Annotated in this window: 9 protein-coding genes; 7 read left to right on the top strand and 2 right to left on the bottom strand. The window is 55.1% G+C overall.

What is annotated here, in order from left to right; all coding sequences use genetic code 11:
* The first annotated feature begins 17 nt into the window (after positions 1-17).
* Entirely contained in the window at positions 18-1,679 is a 1,662-nt protein-coding gene (gene recN, locus AB1E22_RS04510) for a DNA repair protein RecN (protein ID WP_367594275.1), read from the top strand.
* Between the two features lie 222 nt (positions 1,680-1,901).
* Entirely contained in the window at positions 1,902-2,243 is a 342-nt protein-coding gene (bamE, locus tag AB1E22_RS04515) for an outer membrane protein assembly factor BamE (protein WP_367594276.1), read from the top strand.
* Positions 2,244-2,278: 35 nt separating this feature from the next.
* Here the strand turns inward: bamE and AB1E22_RS04520 are convergent, their stop codons facing one another.
* Complete coding sequence (locus AB1E22_RS04520) at positions 2,279-2,569, bottom strand: RnfH family protein (RefSeq protein ID WP_367594277.1); 291 nt, start codon at positions 2,567-2,569, stop codon at positions 2,279-2,281.
* Positions 2,559-2,996 carry a type II toxin-antitoxin system RatA family toxin gene (locus AB1E22_RS04525; protein WP_367594278.1) on the bottom strand — a complete coding sequence of 146 codons (438 nt, stop codon included), beginning with the start codon at positions 2,994-2,996 and terminating at the stop codon, positions 2,559-2,561. The genes AB1E22_RS04520 and AB1E22_RS04525 overlap by 11 nt, the downstream gene beginning before the upstream one ends.
* Positions 2,997-3,150: 154 nt before the next feature.
* Here AB1E22_RS04525 and smpB point away from each other — a divergent pair, with 154 nt between their 5' ends.
* The 5 genes from smpB to AB1E22_RS04550 all read left to right on the top strand — a co-directional run bounded on the left by smpB (position 3,151) and on the right by AB1E22_RS04550 (position 20,540).
* On the top strand, positions 3,151-3,633 hold the full coding sequence (gene smpB / locus AB1E22_RS04530) for an SsrA-binding protein SmpB (protein WP_367594279.1): 483 nt from the start codon (positions 3,151-3,153) through the stop codon (positions 3,631-3,633).
* Between the two features lie 778 nt (positions 3,634-4,411).
* Positions 4,412-15,628 (top strand): BapA/Bap/LapF family large adhesin, encoded by an 11,217-nt coding sequence (locus AB1E22_RS04535; RefSeq protein ID WP_367594280.1) that lies wholly within the window; start codon positions 4,412-4,414, stop codon positions 15,626-15,628.
* Between the two features lie 154 nt (positions 15,629-15,782).
* Positions 15,783-17,189, top strand: coding sequence for a TolC family outer membrane protein (locus AB1E22_RS04540; protein WP_367594281.1), 1,407 nt, complete (start codon positions 15,783-15,785; stop codon positions 17,187-17,189).
* Positions 17,186-19,369, top strand: coding sequence for a type I secretion system permease/ATPase (locus AB1E22_RS04545; RefSeq protein ID WP_367594282.1), 2,184 nt, complete (start codon positions 17,186-17,188; stop codon positions 19,367-19,369). The genes AB1E22_RS04540 and AB1E22_RS04545 overlap by 4 nt, the downstream gene beginning before the upstream one ends.
* 7 nt (positions 19,370-19,376) lie before the next feature.
* The gene (locus tag AB1E22_RS04550) at positions 19,377-20,540 is read left to right on the top strand and encodes an HlyD family type I secretion periplasmic adaptor subunit (protein WP_367597325.1); all 1,164 of its coding nucleotides are present in this window, start codon (positions 19,377-19,379) and stop codon (positions 20,538-20,540) included.
* Positions 20,541-20,552: the final 12 nt, after the last annotated feature.

Below are 20,552 nucleotides of genomic sequence, written 5' to 3' on the forward strand. Positions count from 1 at the left end.
CATACAGGAAAGCAATTATGCTGGCACAACTCACCATCAGTAACTTCGCCATCGTTCGTGAACTGGAAATCGATTTTCACCATGGCATGACCGCCATTACCGGTGAAACCGGCGCCGGTAAATCTATTGCGATTGATGCTTTAGGATTGTGCCTCGGCGGTCGTGCTGAAGCCGATATGGTGCGTCAGGGTGCCAGCCGGGCCGACCTCTGCGCACGCTTTTCTTTGAAAGACACGCCTGCCGCTCTACGCTGGCTTGAAGAAAACCAGCTTGATGATGGGCGCGAATGTTTACTCCGCCGCGTTATCAGCAGTGACGGCCGTTCACGGGGTTTTATTAACGGAACGGCAGTTCCCCTATCGCAACTACGCGATCTCGGCCAGATGCTGATCCAAATTCACGGTCAGCACGCCCACCAGTTGTTATTGAAACCTGAACATCAAAAAAACCTGCTGGATGGTTATGCGGGTGAATCCGCGCTGCTCGAAAAAATGGCAGAAAGCTACCGCAAATGGCATCAAAGCTGCCGCACTCTGGCCCAACATCAGCAACTCGCTCAGGAACGCGCCGCTCGCGCAGAACTGCTTCAGTATCAACTAAAAGAGCTGAATGAATTTTCCCCGGTTACGGGTGAATTTGAACGAATTGATGAAGAGTACAAACGCCTTGCCAACAGCGGGCAATTAATTTCCGTGAGCCAACAAGCGCTGGCGATTCTTGCCGATGGCGAAGACAACAACTTGCAAAGCCAGTTGTATTCCGTGCGTCATTTGATGGAAGAGTTAGTGGGAATGGATGGAAAGCTTTCAGGCGTATTGAACATGCTTGAAGAAGCGACTATTCAGGTATCAGAAGCCAGCGATGAGCTACGCCATTATTGCGACCGTTTAGATCTCGACCCTAATCGCTTATATGAACTGGAACAACGCATCTCCAGGCAAATCACGCTGGCGCGAAAACACCATATTTCACCCGAAGAGTTACCTGCATTTCATCAGCGGCTGCTCGATGAACTGCAACAGCTTGACGACCAGGCCAGTTCTCAAGATGAGCTTATGCAAGCGGTGGCTTTCCATCACCAGCAAGCACTTAGCTTTGCACACGAATTGCATCAGCGCCGTGCGCACTATGCAGCAGAACTTTGCCAGCTTATTACCGAAAGCATGCACTCGTTATCCATGCCGCATGGCAAACTGGCTATCGACGTAGAATTCAATGAAAACCACCTGACCGCCGAAGGTGCAGACCGTATTGATTTCCGCGTCAGTACTAACCCAGGTCAGCCATTGCAGCCGCTGGCGAAAGTGGCGTCCGGCGGTGAGCTTTCACGCATCGCCCTTGCAATTCAGGTCATCACAGCGCGTAAAATGGAAACGCCTGCCCTTATCTTTGATGAAGTGGATGTCGGGATCAGTGGCCCAACGGCCGCGGTCGTCGGTAAATTACTTCGTCAGTTAGGCGAATCTACGCAAGTCATGTGTGTTACGCACCTTCCGCAGGTAGCGGGTTGCGGCCATCATCACTTCTATGTAAGTAAACAAACCGATGGTGAAATGACGGAAACTCATATGCAACCACTGGATAAACGTGCCCGCTTACAAGAATTGGCCCGCCTGCTGGGCGGCAGTGAAGTCACGCGTAATACACTCGCTAATGCAAAAGAATTGCTGGCGGCGTAAAGCAAAGAAGCTAAATCTGAATAAATCTGAAGAAGTTGAGTGTTTAAAAAACAACCAATCAGCAAACATATTGTTAATTGTGCAGGTTTTAAGCCAACTTTTTTGCCGTACCAGGGTCAGAGTTAAGCGCCTTAATGTTTTAAACTGCGTAAAGGTTTATTATCATCGGCATATTATGAATGAGCCATGTGCTGCTCGGGCCCGAAAAGGAATCAAATCACTATGCGCTGTAAAACGCTGACTGCTGCCGCAGCGGTTCTTCTTATGCTGACCGCAGGCTGTTCCACTCTGGAGCGAGTGGTTTACCGCCCCGACATTAACCAGGGGAACTACCTGACACAAAACGATGTGTCAAAGATCCGTACTGGCATGACTCAACAGCAGGTTGCGTATGCTCTGGGTACGCCAATGATGACTGATCCATTCGGCACCAATACCTGGTTCTACGTCTTCCGCCAGCAGCCAGGGCATGAAGGTGTCACTCAACAAACGCTAACGTTAACCTTTAACAGCAGCGGCGTGCTGACCAACATCGACAATAAGCCGAAGCTGGAAAAAGAATAACCCACAAAAAAGGTGCCTAAGGCACCTTTTTTTGGCTACTTCTGAGCGGATTTTTCTGCTCGCTGGCGTCTGAGTTCTTTCGGGTCAGCGATGAGCGGACGATAAATTTCCACTCTGTCACCCTCACTCACCATATCGGTCAATTTCACCGGACGACTAAAAATCCCCACCTTGTTCTTTGATAAATCAATATCCGTGCGCAGTTCAAGAATACCGGAGGCGATAATTGCCTGCTCAACGGTGCTGCCCTGCCCCAGTCGGACTTTCAGCAAATACTGCTTTTCTGGCAGCGCATAAACCACTTCGACCTTAATATCAGGCGACACTGTAAACCTCTTTGGCGCGAACGGTAAAAGCCTGAACCATGTTACCCGCCAGCTCTTTGAAGATGCGGCCAAACGCCAGTTCGATCAGCTTATTCGTAAATTCAAAATCAAGCTGGAACTCGATACGGCATGCTTCAGCGCTCAACGGCGTAAACTTCCAGCCCCCCATCAATGACTTAAAGGGCCCATCGACAAGGTGCATCAAAATACTTTGATTACTGGTCAGCGTATTGCGTGTCGTGAAGGTTTTGCTGATACCCGCTTTGGAAACATCTACCGCCGCCGTCATCTGATCGGGCGTTACGTCAAGAACCCGGCTGCCAGTGCAACCCGGTAAAAAATCTGGGTAGGATTTCACATCGTTCACTAATTGATACATCTGCTCCGCGCTGTAAGGCACTAGCGCAGTACGGGTAATCTGAGGCATAGCATTTCCTGTGAGTCTTGCAACGGACAAATAATAACATTTATCACCACGCAAAGAAAAACTCTTAGCCCAGAGCCGTGCTAAGATATGCCTTCATCCCCGCAGCGAAGCGGGGTGTATTTGAACTCCTGGATTACATATACTGAGCAGCACTATGACAAAGAAAAAAGCATACAAACCAGGCTCAGCCACCATTGCGCAAAACAAACGCGCCCGCCATGAATACTTTATCGAAGATGAGTTTGAAGCGGGGCTCGTGCTGCAAGGCTGGGAAGTAAAATCACTGCGCGCCGGGAAAGCCAACATCGGTGATAGCTACGTTATTCTGATCGATGGCGAAGCATTTTTGTTTGGCGCTAACTTCACCCCGTTAAACGTGGCATCAAGTCACGTAGTTTGCGACCCTACGCGTACCCGTAAACTCCTGCTTAATCAACGCGAGTTGGATACCCTTTATGGCCGAATCAACCGCGATGGTTATACGGTTGTCGCCTTGTCGATGTACTGGAAAAATGCCTGGTGCAAAGTAAAAATCGGCGTCGCGAAAGGTAAAAAACTGCACGATAAACGCACCGACCTGAAAGACAAAGAGTGGGCGCTGGATAAAGCGCGCATTATGAAACATGCGGGCCGTTAACTCCTGTTCTAAAACTTTCAATATCACTACTGGTTCTTATCATAAGAGCCAGTATTAAACTCCTGTGCTTATGTTTTATTCACACCTGACAACGCTTTTATTTGTTAATAATTCAAACTGGTAATCAATTAACAATAAAATATACCTCACACTATTATTAAACTTATGCTACACAGTAATGCCGATTAATAATCCTATTATTTTCTACATTATTTCGTTAAAAAAATGACTGAAAAATAGGATTTTTCCCGCTCCGCTTTTGTTTAATTTAATTGAAGCAAGTGATAAGCATCACACCAAAAACCTTACTTTTACCAGGTTAATCATGTTATAAAGCGATGCAAGCGTCAGAGATAAAGGAAAGCAAAACAAGGAATAATTTTCATATATAACAATTCATTAAATCACAAAACCACATCCAAAGCCTAACCCCTTCACCATCACTTCTCATCTCTTTACAGAACACAACCCCCTCGAATTGCTTAACATTTAGTTAAGCACCACTGAATTTGCGCTTTCATCTTTTCCTGTCTATATCTTCAATAACCCTGAAATGAAATGATAAGAAAGTATGAACTTTTCATTTATATAAACTAACACGCCGGTAGAAAACAAATATTAGCTTATAACGCTTGCCGTCAATATTTTGATGTCCGGATTCGCTCGTTTTAAATTTATAGATGAATAAGATCGTTCTATCACGTTGTTCCGGGTAAATAACTTTTCTATTTAGGTCATGCCGAAGCCCCTCACGTTCACATTGAATGGAGTGATAACCATGCGTTCAATATCCCTGATCTCAAAGCTCACTGGCGTAACAAATAATATTGAAGCCTCTGAAATTACGCTGAATTCTCCTTCTATTGTTGAACTCAAAGCCGAACGCGCTGATATCGCAAGTATCGTTCGCACAAACAACGATATGGTCATTACGCTGCGTGATGGCGAGGTCGTCACGGTTAAAAATTTCTACGCTTTCGCAGACCAGGGCGGCAACCAGCTCGTGCTTGAAGACAGCAAAGGCGCGTTATGGTGGGTGCAGGATACCGACACCGCTTTTCACTTCGAGCCGCTTAACAATATCGATGACCTCATGGTGGCTACCGGGGCAGAAAACCATGGCGGCGCAGCTATCTGGCCGTGGGTATTAGGCGGCGTAGCCCTGGCGGGTGGCATTGCGCTCGCTGCGGGTGGCGGCGGCGGAGGTGGTGGTGGCGGGGATGACAATTCAAACAATGGGGGCAGCACCGGCGAGCCCAATCCTGCCCCTCCAGGCAGTGACATCACACCACCAGCCGCACCGACAAATCTTAACGTATCCGCTGACGGCCAAACCATCACCGGTCGTGCCGAGCCGGGCAGCACGGTCACCATCACCGATGCTAACGGCCAGATCATCGGGCAAGGCACCGCAGGCAGTGACGGGAGTTTTTCTATCCCGCTGACCACGCCACAAATCAATGGCGAAGACATAACGGTTCATGCCACCGACCCTTCAGGTAATACCGGCCCAGAAGCCACCGTAACGACCCCTTTCATTCCGGAGCCACTCGAACCGATTCTCACCAGCGTTACGGATGACACAGCCCCGGCGACCGGCCTGATTCTGAGCGGTCAACCAACCAACGATAAAACGCCAACCATTGAAGGTTTTGCCCTGGAGGGCTCCACCGTTCATATCTTTGACAATGGGGTAGAGATCGGAACCGCCGTTGCGGATGCAAATGGTAGCTGGAGCTTTACGCCAGGTACGCCGCTGGCTGATGGAGAACATGAGTTTACCGCCACCGCCACCAACCCAAAAGGCGAAAGCGGTTTATCAGGTAGCTATACGGTAGTTATCGACACCATAGCGCCAGATGCCCCCACCGTTAGCCCGCTGAATGATACGGTCGGCAGCATCACCGGTTTAATACAAAACACCGGTGTCACCGACGACACAAAACCGACGTTAAGCGGCGTGGGTGAACCAGGTGATATCGTCACGATCAGTGACAACGGTAAACCATTCGCAATGGTCACGGTAGGCAGCGACGGCAAGTGGAGCTACACCCCTACACAACCGCTGGGGGAAGGCTCTCACACAATCACGTTACAGCAGACCGATGCGGCGGGAAACGTCAGCGCTGTTACCACATTGCCAACCTTTACCGTCGACTTAACGCCACCCACGCCTGCAACCATCACTAACGTGAGCCTGGACGGCACCACCGTTAGCGGCCTCGCAGAAGCCGGAAGCCGCGTGACTATTGTGGGCACCAATAATGTCTTACTCGGTGAGACAGTTACCGGAGCCGATGGCAAATTTGCCATTACCATCATCCCCGCCCAAACGCATGGGGAATCGCTCACGGCGCACATTCAGGACGCCGCAGGAAACGTTGGCCTTGATACCGGTTTTACCGCGTCCAATTCCCAGTTCCCAATCGTACCGGTCCTGGATTCCGTGGACGACAATGCCGGAGCGACAACCGGAACGCTAACCAACGGCCAGGCAACCGACGACACCACGCCAACGCTCAACGGCACGGCAGAGGCCGGAAGCACGGTAACGTTCTTTATCAACGGTGCGACGCTGGGAACGGCTTTGGTCGACGGAACGGGTCACTGGACGTTTACCCCAGCGCAGCCGCTACCGGAGGGCCCGCAAAACCTCACCTTTACCGCCACCAATATCTACGGCACCAGCGGTACGTCATATGCATTTACGGTGAATGTCGACACTACCCCGCCACCTGCCCCAACCGACTTGTTAGTGACAGCAGATGGCCTGCACGTCACCGGTTCTGCCGAAGCGGGAAGTAAAATCACCGTTTATGATGGCGATGGAAACATTTTGGCAACCGGCGTCACGGGCAGCGACGGCAAATTTGACGTCACACCCCTGACCTCAGCGCAGCTCAATGGCGAAACCCTTCTGGTTACCGCAACCGACGTGGCTGGCAACCAAAGCAGCAACGCCTCCGTTCCTGCGCCAGACACTACCGCCCCTGCGGCACCGACAGATGTAGACATCAATGACGAAGGGTCGATCGTCACCGGTAATGCGGAAGCCGGGAGCACGGTCAAAGTGACCGATCCCGACGGAACAGTTCTGGGAGAGGGCAAGGCCGCAGACGATGGCAGCTTTAGTATTCCCATCGCCCCGCCACAAACCAACGGTGAAAAACTGGACGTTTCGGCCACCGATGGCGCAGGTAACAAAGGTCCAGAAACACCGATTGACGCCCCGGACACCACCGCCCCCGACCTCCCCATTATCACCACGGCCGTGGATGACGTCGCTCTTTTGACGGGCAATCTGGCAAATGGCGATACCACTAACGACGATAGACCCGAACTCCAGGGTACGGCAGAAGCCAATGCTATCGTGACGATTTATGACAACGGCACATTGTTGGGTAGCACTCCCGCAGACGAAAACGGCAACTGGAGCTACACCCCAACCAGCGCACTCGGCCAGGGCCTGCATAATCTGACCGCCACCGCGACGGATGCGAAAGGAAACACTAGCGGTGAATCGCTGTTTACCCTGACCGTTGATTCCATCGCCCCGCTCACGCCTGCCATTACTCTGGTCAGCGATAACGTCGGCACGATTACCGGCCCGGTTGCGAACAACGGCGTCACCAACGATACGACGCCAACCCTTAGCGGCACTGGCGAACCGGGTTCACAAATTATTCTCTCTGAGGGCGCAAATTCCTACCCTGCCATCACCGTCGACTCGTCGGGCTCCTGGAGTTTTACCCCGACCGAACCGCTTGAAAATCGCGAATATCATTTTACCGTTACCTCCACAGATGCTGCGGGCAACGTCACCGAGCCGTCCGCCGAATTTGTTATTACGGTCGTCACCGCTTTGCCAGACGCGCCAACCATTGATAACGCTGACGATAACATTGGCACTGTAACGGCTCCGCTTACCAACAATTCTGCGACCGATGATACCAGGCCGCAGTTTAACGGCTCCGGGCCTGCGGGAACGACCGTCACTCTTTACGACGGAGCTAACCCAATCGGCACCGCCACCGTGGATGACGATGGCAAATGGAGCATTACCCCTGCGCAGCCGCTGAGCGAAGGGCCTCACGCGTTGAGCGCCATCGCGACAGATGCCGCAGGAAACGCAAGTCCCGCAGCCAACTTTAACCTGACAGTAGATACCACTCCGCCTGCGGCTCCTCAGATTATTAACGCAGCCGGCCTCGTCGGTGATGCTCCGGCAACGCTTATCAACGGCGGCAGTACGCAGAGCAACACACCTGAGTTTTCCGGGAAAGGCGAAGCAGGCGCAACCATCGAAATTTTCGATAACGGTTTATCTATCGGCACAGCCATTGTGGATGAAAATGGCGACTGGACGCTGACACCTGATTCCCCGCTGAGTGAAACAACCCATTCATTAACCGCTGTAGCAACAGATCCGGCGGGCAATGTCGGCCAACCTTCACCCGCTTTCACGCTGACCGTGGACAATACGCCTCCGGTGCAACCGGGCATCCCAGGCGTTGTTGACGATCGGGCACCGGGGCTGGGCAATGTTCCGGCTGACGGATTCACGAACGACACCACGCCAACCATTACCGGAACAGGTGTCGCGGGTGACACCATTTCCATCCGTCATGACGGCGCGGAAATCGGCACGGCCACCGTGCTTGCAGATGGCTCCTGGAGCTACACCCTGCCCACCGTCACGCCGCCTGCAACCTACAACATTACCGTGGTAGAAACCGATCCCGCCGGTAACAGCAGCGATCCGTCGGAAAATATTACCTTTACCGTCGATACCGCCGCCTCTGACGCCCCCGTCATTAACCTGGCGCTGGATGATGTCGGCAACATTGAGGGTGAAGTCTTCACTACGCAAACCACCGATGACAGTACGCCTGAATTCCTGGGAACGGGTGTGGCGGGTGACACGATTACGCTGTACGAAGGCACTACGGTTCTTGGGCGTGCAGTGGTTGATGAAAATGGAGAGTGGCGGTTAACCCTGGATTCAACGTTGCCTGATGGCATCCACAACCTGATCGCAACCGCCACCGACCCGGCAGGTAATATCAGCGCCCCTTCGAACACTTTCACGATTACGGTCGATACCACGCCGGTAACCGCTCCGTCCGTGACAGAAATTATTGATGACGATGTCCCCGCCGCGCCGATTCTGTTAACGGAAGGCAGCGCCACAAACGACACCACGCCGACCCTTCGCGGAACCGGCACGCCGGGCAGCACGGTTTCCGTGTTCGACAACGGTTCCGATACCGCACTGGCTACCGCCGTTGTTGCTCCCGATGGTACATGGAGTGTGACTACCCCTGCGTTAGATGCGGGCTCTCACGAGTTCACCTTTAGCGCCACCAATCCAGCGGGTGAGACGGCTACCGCAGCGGATTCCATCACCCTTACGGTTGACCTCACACCGCCGCCGGAGCCCGTGATCACCCTGCCGCTGGAAGATACCGGGACGCTGGTAAGCGGAACCTCTGAACCGGGTAGTACGGTGATTATCAGCAATGCAGGGGGCGTCGAAATCGGCCGAGGCGTTGCCGATAGCACAACCGGGGCATTTACCGTCACCGTTTCTCCTGCACAAACCGGCGGCCAATCGCTATCCGCCATTGCGCAGGATCCTGCGGGCAACCAAAGCGCAGAAGTGGACTTTACCGCCTCCAACTCTGGCCTCCCGCAGCCACCAATTATTAGCGAAGTGGTGGACGATGTACTCCCTGGAACGGCTGATGTGGCTTCCGGGCAAAGCACCAACGACACCTTGCCGACGCTCAACGGAACGGCGACAGCATTTGCCACGGTCACGCTTTATGTGGACGGTGTGCCCATTTCCCCCCCTATCTCTGCGAACAATTTAGGAAACTGGAGCTATCAGTTCACTACGCCACTGGGCGACGGGCCGCACACTTTCGCGGTGAGCCAGACAACAACCGACTTCCAGACCAGCGGTAAATCTCCAGATTTCGTTATCAACATCGATACCCTCGCTCCGACGGCACCGGCTATCACCACCGTTACCGATGATGTCACGCCGGGAACCGGAATCATCACCAGCGGCCTGGCGACCAACGATCCGCGTCCGACGCTCACCGGCTCAGGGGAAATTGGCTCGACGATTACCGTGCTGGATAACGGCAGTCCAATCGGCACCGCCGTGGTAAATGCCAGCGGCACATGGACATTCACACCAACAGCCAATCTCACTTTCGGCGTGCATCCGATCACCGTTACCTCGACGGACGCAGCCGGAAACGTCAGCGCACCTTCAGCTATTTTTGCGGTAAACGTCGATAACGATGCACCACTGGCCCCAGTCGTTACGGCGGTAACAGATGATGGAGCAACCCCTGGCGCCGTGATTTCCGGCCAGCCGACCAACGACAACACGCCAACGCTAACCGGAACAGTGGAGCCAAATACCACGCTGACAATTAGCGATAACGGCACCGCGATCGCCACGATCCCGGTTGATGGCACCGGCAACTGGTCATTCACCCCAAATCCACCGTTTGCCGATGGCAGCCACAATATTACCCTCACCGCCACCGATGCCGCGGGCAACGTTAGCCCGCCGTCTGCAGGCTTTAACGTGGTGGTTGATACCTCAGCGCCCATCGTGCCTGCGATCACGTTGGTTGTGGACGATCAAACTCAGGTTGGCGGGGTGACACTCACCAACGGGCAGCTAACCAAAGACACTCTGCCTACGTTGAGCGGTACCAGTGAAGTGAACGCGATTATCACGCTTAGAGATGGCAATACCGTTATTGGTACTACCCTCGCTGATGGGGAGGGTAAGTGGTCGCTGGATCCGACCACGGCGCTCGGCCAGGGGAGCCATACTCTGACCGTCACCGCCACAGACGCCGCAGGGAATATCAGTAATCCATCGTCGGCCTTCACCGTCGTGGTGGATTCCGCCGCACCAAACGCGCCGGTAATTGTGACCGTGACGGATAACACCGCGCCTGTTCTTGGGCCTATCACCAACGGCCAGGCCACGAACGAAACGCGCCCTGCTCTAACCGGTACAGGTGAAATCGGTTCAACCATCTCCGTATACGACGGCAATAATCCGATTCCGATTGGCACAACCACCGTTGGCGCGGGTGGAAACTGGAGCTTTACGCCAGGAACACCGCTCAGCAGCGGCTCGCACGACCTGACCGTTACCGCCACGGATAGCGCCGGAAACACCAGCGCACCGTCAGCCATTTTTAATGTGCTGGTAGATATTTCAGCCCCGGTCGCTCCGGCTATTACCACGGTCGCCGATGATGCGGGCTCAGTCCTGGGGAATTTAACGAGCGGGCAAACAACTGACGACACCCTGCCTGCCCTTAGCGGAACCGCGGAGGCGGGTTCCACGGTCACAATTTACGATAACGGCACGGCCATCGGCACCGCCGTAGCAACTGGCGGAGCGTGGAACTTCACGCCAACCACAGCGCTGACTAACGGTAGCCACGCCTTGACGGTCACCGCCACCGATACGGCGGGCAACGTCAGCGCACCATCAGGGGCGTTCAATATTGTGGTGGATACCACCGCCCCAACGGCACCGATTGTTATTCAGGCATTTGATGATGTCGGCCCGGTGACCGGGGCGCTGGTCAACGGGCAGTCAACCAACGACAACCAGCCGTTGCTCAGTGGTACCGCGGAAGCCAACTCAATAGTGAGTATTTCCGACAACGGCGTATTTCTCGCAACGGTCACTGCCAGCCCGACCGGCACCTGGAGTTATACACCCCCAGCCCGCCTCGATGGTGTGCATACCTTTACGGCAACATCTACCGATGCCGCAGGGAACCTCGGCGCGGTATCTGGCAGCTTTACGCTCAATATCGACACCTTAACGCCAAATACGCCGGTGCTGACATCGGTCACAGACGATATAGCGGGCGGCGTATTTAACGCTCAACTGACCAACGGGCAAGTCACCAACGATGCGCGCCCAACCCTGAATGGCACAGCAGAAGCGGGTACTACCCTCGCCATTTTCGATGGGGCAACGCAGATTGGCACCGTCACGGTTCCTGTGGGCGGCAACTGGACGTTCACCCCAACCACGCCGCTTACCACCGGCTTACACACCCTCACCGTGACCGCAACTGATGCAGCGGGGAACGCCAGCGGCGCGACAGCCGGGTTTGCGATAACGGTTGATACCACCGCGCCAACGCAGCCCGTAATCACCTCGATTGTTGATGATGCGGGGCCAATTACCGGCCCGATAACCAATCTGCCGACTAACGATAATCTGCCAACGCTGAACGGCACAGCAGAAGCCAATTCGACGGTAAATATTTACGATAACGGCGCGCTTTACGCCACGGTCAGCGCCAACGGCAGCGGCAACTGGAACTACACACCAACGGTTGGGTTAGCCGACGGAAGCCACTCCTTTACCGTTACCGCAACGGATCTGGCGGGAAATATCAGCGTAAGCTCGGTACCTTCGGCGATTATTGTTGATACCACCCCGCCAGGGCTACCGACCGGCATGGCCGTAAACGCAACCGGGACAATCGTCACGGGGACTGCCGAAGTGGGCAGCACCGTGACCATCACCACCAGCACAGGAACCGTGCTCGGCAGCGCAACGGCTGACGGCACCGGTAAGTTCAGCGTGGCTATTACGCCTGCACAAACCAATGCCCAGGCTCTGCTCGCCTATGCGGTGGATGTCGCAGGTAACACCGGTCTTTCAGCCGGATTTACCGCGCCAAACACTGCGTTGCCGGGCGTGCCTGTCATCACAAGCGTGGTGGATGATTTCGCCGCCGTGACCGGAACCGTGGCGAACGGGCAAAGCACCAACGATGCCACGCCGACCATTAACGGCACCGCGGACATCGGGGCAACCGTCAACGTCTATAACAACGGCGTGCTGATGGGAACCACCACAGCAAACGGGAGCGGCAACTGGACGTATACGCCGGGTTCCGCCCTGGGCGAAGGCTCGCACGCATTTACCGCCACCGCGACGAACGCCAACGGCACCGGTAGCCCTTCTGCGGCCGCCACCGTCATTGTCGACACTCTTGCGCCGCTGGCACCAAGCGCAACGGTCAGCGCCGACGGCACCACAATCAGCGGCTCTGCCGAAGCGAATAGCATCGTCACCGTTACCCTGCCTGGCGGTGGAACAGTGACCGCAACCACCAATGGTAGCGGGGCCTGGAGCGCAACCTTGCCAACCCGTGAAATTGGCGGGGAAAGTTTATCGGTCATCGCAACGGATGCGGCGGGCAACGCATCGCCATCCATCTCAGCCATTGCGCCAAACCTGCCGCTTGCCGCCGACAGCAACGTCGTGAATCTGGCGCTCACCAGCACGGCAACGGTTTCACCCCCGGTTCATTACAGCGATTACGGCACGTTACTGGTTGGCGCGCTGGGTAATACGGCCTCCGTGCTCGGGAATGACACGGCACAGGTAACCTTTAATATCGCTGCGGGCGGAACGGGGAATATTACGATCGATGCTGCCGCCACGGGCATTGTGCTTACGCTACTCAATAACCTGGAAGTTGCGGTTCAGCGCTTTGAAAATGGCGCCTGGACCACCGTTTACGACTCGTCACAGCCACAGTTTGCCAACCTGCTCACGCTCGGTTCAAGCGGCGTCACGATGAACATTAACGGGCTGACGGAAGGTAACTACCGGGTGCTGAGTTACAACACCAGCCTGGTTACAGCGGGGTCGTTTACCAGCCTGGATGTGAGCGTCCAGCAGATCAGCGCGGGCACCATCACCGGCGGCACGATGCAGCCGGGGAACGTGATTACTGATGTCGACCCGAACAGCGGCCAGGACACCGCGCCAGCAGGCACGGTTGTCAGTTCCGTAACCAACGCGCAAGGCGCAATTACGGCGGTCGGGGCTGGCGGGGCGGATATCCAGGGCCAGTACGGCACCCTGCATATTAATCAGGACGGAAGCTACACCTACACCCTGACCAACACCTCGGCGTCGGTGATTGGGCGCACGGAAAACTTCACCTATACCATCACCCACAACGGGGCGACCGCCTCGGCCCAACTGGTGGTCACGCTGGGTAATCCTGCTCCTGCCAGCACCGTTACGGCGACAGATAACACGGCGGCGCTGACCTACAGCACAGACGTCGAAGCGGTAAACCACGGTGCTTCATCGCAAAGTGGGTTGTCCGTTCTCAGCGTTGGCGTAGGCAATGTGTTGAATGCGAATTTACTCGCCAACATGTCCAATCCAATCATCTTTGATGTGGATGACGGTTCAACCCGCACCATGACGGTCCAGGCCAGCGTCGGTGGCGTCGCCCTGATTTCAACTTTCGATCTGTATATCTACAAATTCAACGAAATAACCCAGCAGTTCGAGCAATATCAGGTACAAAAAACTTGGCTTACCGCGCCGTTATTGGGCGGCACTTCCGGGCAATTAACCTTAACTCTGCCGGGTGGCGAGTATCTGTTCCTACTCAATAACGCCAGCGGCGTGAGCGTGCTGACGGGCTACACGCTCAATATCCTGCAGGATCATACTTATGCCGTGGAAAGCGTCAGCGCCACGACAACCGGCAATGTGCTGCAGGATGACGTTGTCACGGGCGGAGCCGGGCATGTCACCCAGGTGAACGGCGTTTCTGTTGCCGCCACGGGCACCACAAATATTAATGGCGAATACGGCGTACTGACCATTGATGCCAACGGCAGCTATACCTACAAGCTGAATGCTGGTGTGGGCGCGGATAGCATCAAAACGCCGGACAGCTTCGTGTATACCGTGACCGCGCCAAACGGCGATACCGGCACCGCCTCGCTGAATATTACCGCCACGCCGCGCACGGTGGATGCGATTGATGACGTAAGCCTGCTTATGCCGGTTAGCACCGCGCAAACCACTGCGGTTTACTCGGATACCAGCATGGGGCAAGCGTCGTGGACGGCGAAATTGCTTTCCGCGACATCAGGAAGCGGGGACGGATTTTTCACCGTGGCGAACAACGATGTGCTGCATAACCCGGTCCTGCATTTTACCGTGCAATCGTTGCTCTCCCTTGGCGGGTTAAATGTTACCTGGGAGATCATCAACAGTGCCGGAACGGTGGTAAGAAGCAGTTCATTCAATGGTGGCCTGCTGCTTGGCGGCGTGGCGAACATTGATTTAAGCGGGCTGGATCTCCCGGCGGGCAATTACACCCTGCACTACACCGGGAGCATGGGTGCGCTGGGGGCGGGGCTGATAACCATCACCCCAACCATCACCGGCACAACCATTGATTTGGATAATTACTCAACGCTTGCGGGCAGTACCGTGCAAGGCAATATCTACGACGGTCACGATGCCGCCGGAGCCGTGGATCAGTTGGGAACCGTTCACACCCTGCTGAGCATTACGGGTTATAACGGCGTTACCACCACGCTTAATCCGCTGACCAGCAGCAATTCCAGCGCCACGATTCAAGGGCATTACGGCACGCTGGTCATGGGTATTGATGGCTCATACACCTACACGTTAAACAGCGGTATTTCTCCTGCGGCGATCGCCAGCAAGGAAACGTTTAACTATACGCTCAATGACCAGAACGGCCATTCCGATAGCGCCACGCTCACCATCAACATGAACCCGCAGTTTGTCAGCACCGCACTTGGCGATGTGATTAACGGCTCGGCTTATGGCGATACCCTGGTCTATCACCTGCTTAATTCGGCAAGCGCCACAGGCGGCAACGGGGCGGATACCTGGAGCAACTTCTCGCTGGCGCAGGGCGACAAAATTGATATTCACGATCTGCTCACCGGCTGGAACCCGGCGACATCCAACATCGCCAACTACCTGAACGTCACCACCAACGGCAATAACACGGTTATTTCCATAGACCGTGACGGCACAGGCACCACTTACAGCGCCCCAACCACCCTTGTCACTCTGGAGAACGTTCACACCACGCTCGATGAGCTGGTACAGCAGAACCATATTGTTACCTGATAGTCAGCAAAAAAATCCCCGGGTGCAAAGACGCCCGGGGAAACAAAAACATAATCGGTGGATGGCGCTGCGCTTATCCCCAACAACACCGATTACGTAGGTCGGGTAAGGTGTAAGCCGCCACCCGACATTAAACATTTATTAGGGATAAATAATGGGAAAATTACAGCCTATAGCTTTATGGCTGGCGTATAGCCTGTGTGTGGCCCAGGCCTATGCCGATGACACTCCACAATTTATTTCGACTGAGGGGATTGCTCAACAACAAGACCTGCCTTCGCTGGATGGATCTTCTTCTTTACCGCTCAACGCCCCAGCGCCGGGAACACTGACGCTGAACGACGCGGTAAATCGGGCGGTGACCTGGCATCCCGCCATTCGCGAAGCGATTGGCAAACTGTCCGGCCAGGCTGAGCAGGTCAACGTGGCGAAATCAAAGTACTACCCGCAGATTAGCGCCGGAATGAACAACGGCTACAGCAACAGCTACACCGATAGCGGCTTTAGCCCGTCGCTGGTGCTCTCTCTTTCCCAGATGCTGTATGACTTCGGCAAAGTCTCAAGCCAAGTGCGGGCCGAAAGCGCAGGCGTCGCGCAGGAACAGGCAAACGTCCTGGTCAGTATTGATAACGTGGGGCACGACACCTCCATCGCCATGATTCAGGTGCAGATGTGGCAGCAAATGGTGGCGATAGCAAAAGAGCAACTGGACGCATTAAGCAACATTGGCCGCCTGACGCAGCAGCGCAACGATGAAGGTGCCACGTCGATGTCTGATGTGGTGCAAACTAACGCCCGTATTGAATCCGCCCGTTCGCAGCTCATTCAATATCAGGCCAATCTGGACAGCGCCCAGGCAACACTGATGAGCTGGTTGGGCTGGAATAACCTCAACGGCATCAGCAACGATTTCCCCAATAAACTCGGCAAAAGCTGCGATGTTGCGACCCCGGACGACCGGCTGGTGCCTGCTGTTCTGGCCTCGTGGGCGCAGGCGGGCGTTGCGCAGGCCAATCTTGATTACGCCAATGCGCAGATGACGCCGACCATCTCCCTTGAACCGCAGGTGCAGCACTACCTGAACGACAAATACGCCAGCCACGAAGTTCTGGACCGTACGCAATATTCCGCTTTTATCAAAGTCGAAATGCCGATTTACCAGGGCGGCGGCCTGACGGCACGACGCAACGCGGCCTCGCACGCGGTTGAAGCGGCGCAGTCTGGCGTTCAGCGCGCGCGTTTAGATGTGCGCCAAAAACTGATGGAAGCCCGCGCCCAGGCACTCAGCCTCTTTGGCGCAATTCAGGTGCTGAAACGCCAGGAAGAACTCAGCGCCCGCACCCGCGAACTCTATCAGCAGCAGTATCTCGACCTGGGCTCCAGGCCGCTTCTGGATGTTCTGAATGCAGAACAGGAAGTTTTTCAGGCGCGTTTCGCCCAGCAGCAAACTCTCAGCCAGCTTCATCAATTGCAGCTCAATTGCCTGTATAACACCGGCAAATTGCGTAATGCATTTGGTCTGGAAAATCGCACCATCCAGTCACTGGAGATTCAGCCATGAGCAAAACGCCTCCGCTCGACGCACGACTGAACGAAAAAGATCTCCATCACTGGGCGCAGGCGATAAGCCACGTCGCGGCGCATTACCGCGTGGTCTGCTCCCCCGGCAGCATTCAGGCAAACGCCCCCTGGTTTAAAGACAAAGAGATGATTTCCGCGCTGACGCAGTTATCGCGCCAGGCGGGGCTCTCTTTTCATCTGTTGAGCACGCCTGAGCTGGCTATTTCGCAGTGGCGGCTCCCGGTGGTGGTGGATTTAAATAGCGGGCAACTGGCGGTTATCGAGCATTTTGACGGGGAAGATACCGTTGAGGTTTACTTTATTGATGGCGACCGCCAGACCAACCGAATCTCGCTCAGCAAACTGCTGCCGGAAATCCGTTTTATTGCCGCGCTGCGCCCGCTTTCGGCGCTCAAAGATAGCCGCGTCGATAGCTATATTTCACGCTTTAGCCCTGACTGGCTAAAAGAGCTGGTGATGCAGGATCTCCGCCCTTACGGGCCGGTGATGCTGGCGGCTTTTCTGGTTAATGTGCTCTCCCTTGCCGGGATCCTTTTTTCAATGCAGGTCTATGACCGTGTGATCCCCGCGCAGTCTTACCCCACGCTGTATGTGCTTGCCACGGGCGTAATGCTGGCGGTGATCTTTGGGTTCCTGCTGCGCGTGGCTCGCGGCCATATTATGGATGTACTCGGCAAGCGGGCGGATATGCGCGTTTCGGATCGCGTATTCAGCCATGCTTTACGGCTGCGAAACAGCGCCGTCCCCCGCTCCACCGGCAGCTTTATTTCGCAACTGCGTGAGCTGGAGCAGATCCGCGAAATGATCACCTCGTCCACGATCTCGACGATCGTCGACCTGCCGTTCTTTTTCCTGTTTATCATCGTGCTGGCGATCATCGCTCCCCAACTGGCGTGGATCGCCCCGGTCGCCGCCGTGTTGATGATCTTGCCCGGCATTCTGCTGCAAAAGAAACTGGCGATACTTGCCAATCAATCCGCGCACGAAGCAACGTTACGCAACGCGGTGCTGGTGGAGAGCGTGCAAGGCCTGGAAGACATTAAATTGATGCAGGCGGAAAACCGCTTTTTGCAGCAGTGGAACAGTTACATCCGTATTACCGCCGAATCCGGACTGCGCACCCGTCAGTTATCCCAGGGGTTAATTAGCTGGGGGATTACCATTCAAAGCCTGGTTTACGCGGCGGTGATTTTGTTCGGCGCGCCGCTGGTTATTGAAGGCGAAATGACCACCGGGGCGATGGTTGCCGCATCTATGCTGGCCTCTCGCATGATCGCCCCGATGGCAAACCTGTGCGGCGTGCTGGCTCGCTGGCAACAGGTCAAAGCCGCAAAACAAGGGCTGGACAGCATTATGCAACTGCCCGTCGAAACCCAGCGCGACGAAAGCCTGGTGCATCAGGATATTTTCCACGGCCATTATTTGTTTGAGAACGCGCAGTTTCGTTATCACAACGACGATCAGCGTATTCCGTTGCGCATCACCCGGCTTGAGATCCAGCAAGGCGAGCGCGTGGCGGTGCTGGGGCGCAACGGAGCGGGGAAATCCACCTTGCTGCAAGCTCTGGCGGGTGGCGTTGAATTAATCAGCGGCGATGTGCGCCTTGATAACCTGAGCATGTCACAAATTGATATGGCGGATTTGCGGCGTAACATCGGTTTTCTGAGTCAGAACGCACGCCTGTTTTACGGCACGCTGCGCGAAAACCTCACGCTCGGCGCCCCTCACGCCAGCGATGAAGCGATCTTTGAAGTGCTTGAGATAAGCGGCGCAGGCAATTTTGTTAAGCATCTCCCGAAAGGGCTCGATCACGGCATTATGGAAGGCGGCGCGGGGCTTTCGGGCGGGCAGCGTCAGTCGATCCTGCTGGCGCGTATGCTGTTACGTTCCCCCAATATTGTGCTGCTTGATGAACCCACCGCCTCGCTCGATGACCACACCGAACGGGAATTTATTCAGCGCCTGGGTCTTTGGCTCGGCAACCGCACGTTGATTGTGGCGACTCACCGGGTACCGGTGCTTGAGTTGGTGGAACGCGTAGTGGTGCTTAAAGAAGGACAACTGGTGATGGACGCACCGAAAGCTCAGGCGCTGAGTAACAGCCGCGCCACCGTACAGGCAAACGGACGGGAGTGGAAAAATGAAAACCAATCAGCGTGATGTCGCCATGGACGACCCGGATATTCGCCGCGAAAGCGAGTTCTCCGGCGCCAGCCGCATTATCATAATAAGCGTGATTCTGTTTATTTTGCTCGGAGTCTGGGCGTGGTTTGGCAAACTCGATGAAGTCTCGACCGGCACCGGGAAAGTGGTTCCCAGCTCACGAGAGCAAGTGCTTCAGTCGCTCGACGGCGGCATTCTTACCGAAATGTTGGTGCATGAAGGCGACAAAGTACAGGCCGGGCAAATCGTCGCCAAACTAGACCCAACGCGCTCCCAATCCAACGTTGGCGAAAGCGCAGCACGCTACCGCGCATCGCTCGCCTCCAGCGTGCGGCTCAACGCGGAAGTTAACGATCTCCCGCTGGTTTTCCCTGATTCGTTAAAAGCCTGGCCGGATTTAATCGCCTCTGAAACGCGGCTGTATAAAAGCCGCCGGGCACAACTCAATGACTCCGCCTCTGACATCAAAGACGCGCTGGTGTCGGTCAACAAAGAGCTGGCGATAACCCAGCGGCTGGCGAAAAGCGGTGCGGCAAGTCACGTTGAAGTGTTGCGGCTGCAACGGCAAAGGAGCGACCTCGAGCTAAAAATTACCGATCTGCGCTCGCAATATTACGTCCAGGCGCGAGAAGCACTTTCCAAAGCCAACGCCGAAGTGGACATGCTTTCGGCGATAATTAAAGGCCGCGAAGATTCCGTCACGCGCATGACCGTGCGCTCGCCGATGCGCGGCATCGTGAAAAATATCCAGGTGACGACCATCGGCGGCGTGATCCCCCCCAACGGCGAAATGATGGAAATCGTGCCGGTGGATGACCATTTGCTGATTGAAGCCCGCCTCTCCCCACGCGACATCGCTTTTATCCACCCAGGGCAGCGCGCGCTGGTGAAAGTCACCGCCTACGATTACGCCATTTACGGCGGCCTGGAAGGTGAAGTGGAAACCATTTCACCCGACACCATTCAGGACAAAGTGAAACCGGAAATCGTCTATTACCGGGTGTTTATCCGCACCCATCAGGATTACCTGGAAAACAAAGTGGGGCATCATTTCTCTATTTCGCCGGGCATGATTGCCACCGTGGACATCAAAACCGGGCAAAAAACCATCGTCGATTACCTGATAAAACCGTTCAACCGCGCCCGTGAAGCGCTGCGCGAGCGTTAACGGATTTGAGGG

It is taken from the genome of Buttiauxella gaviniae (assembly GCF_040786275.1).
Classification (GTDB): domain Bacteria; phylum Pseudomonadota; class Gammaproteobacteria; order Enterobacterales; family Enterobacteriaceae; genus Buttiauxella; species Buttiauxella gaviniae_A.

Bases quoted from the DNA above. Each gene is read 5' to 3' on its own strand.
- AB1E22_RS04535 (WP_367594280.1), top strand. From the start codon at position 4,412: ATGCGTTCAATATCCCTGATCTCAAAGCTCACTGGCGTAACAAATAAT.
- recN (WP_367594275.1), top strand. From the start codon at position 18: ATGCTGGCACAACTCACCATCAGTAACTTCGCCATCGTTCGTGAACTG.
- AB1E22_RS04525 (WP_367594278.1), bottom strand. From the start codon at position 2,996: ATGCCTCAGATTACCCGTACTGCGCTAGTGCCTTACAGCGCGGAGCAG.
- AB1E22_RS04545 (WP_367594282.1), top strand. From the start codon at position 17,186: ATGAGCAAAACGCCTCCGCTCGACGCACGACTGAACGAAAAAGATCTC.
- AB1E22_RS04550 (WP_367597325.1), top strand. From the start codon at position 19,377: ATGGACGACCCGGATATTCGCCGCGAAAGCGAGTTCTCCGGCGCCAGC.
- AB1E22_RS04540 (WP_367594281.1), top strand. From the start codon at position 15,783: ATGGGAAAATTACAGCCTATAGCTTTATGGCTGGCGTATAGCCTGTGT.
- bamE (WP_367594276.1), top strand. From the start codon at position 1,902: ATGCGCTGTAAAACGCTGACTGCTGCCGCAGCGGTTCTTCTTATGCTG.
- smpB (WP_367594279.1), top strand. From the start codon at position 3,151: ATGACAAAGAAAAAAGCATACAAACCAGGCTCAGCCACCATTGCGCAA.